5 protein-coding genes are annotated in these 3,533 nt (G+C 67.7%); 3 read left to right on the top strand and 2 right to left on the bottom strand.

What is annotated here, in order from left to right; all coding sequences use genetic code 11:
• The coding region (locus VGR06_RS34690) for a hypothetical protein (protein ID WP_327563425.1) at nucleotides 1-330 on the top strand (330 nt) is incomplete at its 5' end.
• On the opposite strand, the gene VGR06_RS34685 is transcribed toward VGR06_RS34690, so the two are convergent.
• Nucleotides 306-503 carry a MoaD/ThiS family protein gene (locus VGR06_RS34685; protein WP_327563424.1) on the bottom strand — a complete coding sequence of 66 codons (198 nt, stop codon included), beginning with the start codon at nucleotides 501-503 and terminating at the stop codon, nucleotides 306-308. The genes VGR06_RS34690 and VGR06_RS34685 overlap by 25 nt on opposite strands.
• Nucleotides 504-547: 44 nt before the next feature.
• On the bottom strand, nucleotides 548-1,888 hold the full coding sequence (locus tag VGR06_RS34680; RefSeq protein WP_327563423.1) for an acetamidase/formamidase family protein: 1,341 nt from the start codon (nucleotides 1,886-1,888) through the stop codon (nucleotides 548-550).
• 280 nt (nucleotides 1,889-2,168) lie between these two features.
• Between VGR06_RS34680 and VGR06_RS34675 the strand changes: the two genes are divergently transcribed.
• On the top strand, nucleotides 2,169-3,035 hold the full coding sequence (locus VGR06_RS34675; protein WP_327563422.1) for an SGNH/GDSL hydrolase family protein: 867 nt from the start codon (nucleotides 2,169-2,171) through the stop codon (nucleotides 3,033-3,035).
• 51 nt (nucleotides 3,036-3,086) lie between these two features.
• A partial coding sequence (locus VGR06_RS34670; protein WP_327563421.1) for a class I SAM-dependent methyltransferase occupies nucleotides 3,087-3,533 on the top strand: 447 nt, incomplete at its 3' end.

The raw sequence follows: 3,533 nt of genomic DNA, 5'->3' as shown, positions 1-3,533 counted from the left end.
GGCGGCACGCTCCGCAAGGGTGAGACGATCACGGTCGCGGGCCGGCCGGCGATCGCGGTCCATGACGCCGAATCGGTGCTGTATGTCGCCACGACTGGGACGCCCTATCCGCTGCGGGTCGCGGACAGCGGGTCGCCGGATTCCGCCCTCGACTTCCTCGACTACGACTCGCCGGTCACCGTGACGCCGCCGAAGGACTCGCTCCCGGTCCCCCGGACCTGGAGCTGGCTGGCGAGAAAGGGCGGTAGAGGGTGGCGGGCTTGTAGCCACGGGTCAGGTCTGCAATCACGGACCAGCCAGGGCGGTCAGCCACCCGCCTGTGCCGGGTGAAGTTGCACGCGGTCGCCGTCGTGCAACTCCGAGCCACGGACCATCACCGCACCGTTGATGACGATGATGCAACCCCCCGGATCGATGCCGCATGCCTCGAGCAGGTCACCGGTGCGGGCGCCCTCGGCGAGTGTCAGCTTCTCGTCCTTGGGTGCCCGCCCGGTGGCCAGCACGCCCTTTCGAGTGACGGTGACCTCTATCGCCGGCTGGTCTCGAGTCACCAACCTGCGGCCGTCCCGTACTGCGCCTCAACGAGGCGCAGGATGCCCTTCGCCTCCAGCCGGTCCCGGGGGACGAGAAGGCTCAGCTGGACGAAGCCGGGCAGCCGGCCGATGTCGACGGCCCCCGAGATGGTCGACCGGTTCTTGACCTCGTCGACGGTCATGCCGAACAGCCTCGCGGCGCGCGACACCGCGTTGTCGACGGCGGCGTTGATGAACGCGCCGGACCCGAGCACCTGGACCGGCAGGACCGGCCCTTCCAGCCTCGTCGAATTGGCTTCGGCGAGGGCCTTGGCGCGGGCCACCTCGGTGGCCGTGAATGGGCGCGCGAGGAACGGCAGGTCCTCGGCCGGCGGCAGCAGCAAGGGACCGTCGAGTTCGAGACCCTTGACGACCTCGACCCGGACGACGAGCCGCGCGCCGATGTCCGTGGTGTGCACGGCGATCTCACCATCGCCGATCATCGCGTGCACGTCGCCGGCGTAGATCCCGGCGCCGTCGAACTTGACCGGCACGATCACGACGCTGCCCTGCCGGACCGAGTCGATGTCCATATGCACATCGGTCCGCAGCTCGAGCTGCTCCTCGGTGACCCCGAACTCATGCTGTGCGCCAACCAGAAACGCACCGAAATCGCCACAGTTGTGGGAACTCGGCATGTCAATGGCCGGGATGGAGCCGAGGTTTCCTACGGAGATCCGGCACCGCGTCATCGTGCCGACAAGGTCGGCCTTGCCCAGGGCGACGATGGGATGCTGGGTCGAGTGCTCGGTCAGCGCGACCCATTCGCGGGCGTCGCGGGCCAACTCCTCGGCCCGGTCACGTGCGACGGTGACACCGATCTCCTTCGCCTCGTCGAAGACCATCGTGTAGCCCTCGACCATATGGAAGGGGATGATCTCGCTGTGGCACGTGCTGCACTTCACCGCACTCTCGCCGATGCCGTCGAGGTAGGTGTCCGGGTATAGGAAATGCCTGCCTGCGTCCCTGCAGGTCGGGCAGATGTTTGCCACGAAGGGGTCGCTGATGAAGCGACCCTCGACTCCCACATGCGTGCCCGAGGTCGTGGCCCGCGAGGTCTGCTCGAGGGTCTCGACGTGCAATGCGACCGCGTCGCCCACCCGGGCGCCCTCCACCAATACCGGAAGCGTCACCTCGTGCCCACTCCGGATGGACGGTGTGATCATCGGACCCCAGCAGCCGGGCACAGTGAGGTACTCGATGCGGCCGCCGTCCTTGACCGGACCGAGCATCTCGTTGCTGGGCCCGACGATGTCGGTGTACCGATCCACGTGGACGTGGTCTTGTGCCAACGTCGTTGAAAGCGCTGTGGTCACGAGCGGGCCTCCCTAAGTCCGGTGGTACGGGAGCGGTGTTCTAGGTGGGCGGTGTGCAGCGCGACGACGACCGCGACAACGCCGGGCGGGGGCACCGGCCAATGAACCGATGGCGCACGATGGACACACGGGCGATCACCTCAGCGTGCATGCACAACCCGCCGCTGCGCCAAGCCTGCTCCCAAAGGCCGCGCCGACGCTAGGGGTCTGCCCTGTGGAGGGAGGTTCTCCCGCCGAGGCACGCATGACGGCGTAGGCTGCTCAAGCGGAGGTCTTGATCATGCTACGTCGCGTCGCCGCAATCCTCACGCTGGTGCTGTCCTTCACCGCCGGCGCCAACTCGATTGCGTACGCCGACAGTCCGCCGAAGTTCAACCCGCCGAAGAGCTACTACCTCTCGCTGGGCGACTCCCTCGGCTTCGGTTATCAGCAGGCCGTCTTCAACGCTGAACTGCCCAATGGCGTGCCGGCCGCGGCCTTCGACCACGGCTACACCGACGTCTTCGCCGCCCAACTCAACGCCATCCGGCCGGGAATCGAGGCCGTCAACCTGTCCTGCCCCGGCGAGACGGCCCGCACCATGATGGCCGGCGGCTGCCCGTACTCTGCGGCCGGATTCCCGCTGCACATTTCGTACGCCGGCGCGCAACTCGATGCGGCGGTTGCGTTCCTCCATGCGCATCGAGGTCAGATCAGCCCCATCACGCTGGCCATCGGGAACAACGACGCGATCGCGGTGTTCCGCGCCTGCGCGTTCAACGCGGCGTGCATCACCGCGGCGCTGCCACAGCTCACCGCCGACCTGCAGGCCCGTCTCGCGAGCATCCTCGACACGCTCCGGACAGCGGCCCCGGACGCGGAGATCATCGTCCTGCGTAGTTACAATCCGTTCGCGGTGATTGCGCCGGAATCGGATGACGCCGTCGGCTACATCTCCGCCAAGTTGGCCGACACGGTCGCGAGCCACCGGGCTCGGTCCGCCGATGCGTTCACGCCGTTCAACCTGGCGCCCCCCCAACCGGCGACGTTGTGCGCTTTGACGGCATTCTGCACGCCGCTCCGAGACATTCATCCGACCGACGCCGGCTATGCGGTGATCGCAGACGCGTTCTTCGTCGCATCTGACTACCTGCGCCTGACCCGTTGACGCACGACGGCTGCGGCAGCCCGCCACCGGCGACGGGCGATACTCAGACCCATGGCCGAATGTTGCCGCCCACGCCGATACGAACAGTTCTTCGGTCCGCGCTTTGCGCGTCGGGTGGCCAAGCATTACCGCAAGCGCGGCCTCGACCGGACAGCTCGGCGGATGGTGGCCTTCCTCGCGCAGCACGAGCTCGACGGCGCGTCGGTGCTCGAGGTCGGCGGCGGCGTCGGCGAGATCCAGATCGAGCTGATGAAACTCGGCGCTGCGCATGCTGTGAACCTCGAGCTGTCGCCCGCGTACGACGCGGAAGCCAACCGGCTGCTCCAAGAGGCGGGACTGCGGGGGCGCGCCGATCGTCGCCTGCACGACATCGCCGTCGATCCTGACGCCGTCGAGCCGGCGGACGTGGTCGTGCTCCACCGAGTCGTCTGCTGCTATCCGGATTACGAGCGGCTGCTGACATCGGCGGCGGACCATGCTCGCCACCTCCTCGTCTTC

Origin of the sequence: Actinophytocola sp., from assembly GCF_036002505.1 — a bacterium.
Classification (GTDB): Bacteria; Actinomycetota; Actinomycetes; order Mycobacteriales; family Pseudonocardiaceae; genus DASYTH01.
The sequence above is the reverse complement of the archived record's forward strand: the minus strand, read 5'-3'. Positions and strand labels throughout refer to the sequence as shown.

What these genes read in the sequence shown, in the direction of transcription:
- VGR06_RS34675 (WP_327563422.1), top strand. Translation starts at nt 2,169, where the DNA reads ATGCTACGTCGCGTCGCCGCAATCCTCACGCTGGTGCTGTCCTTCACC.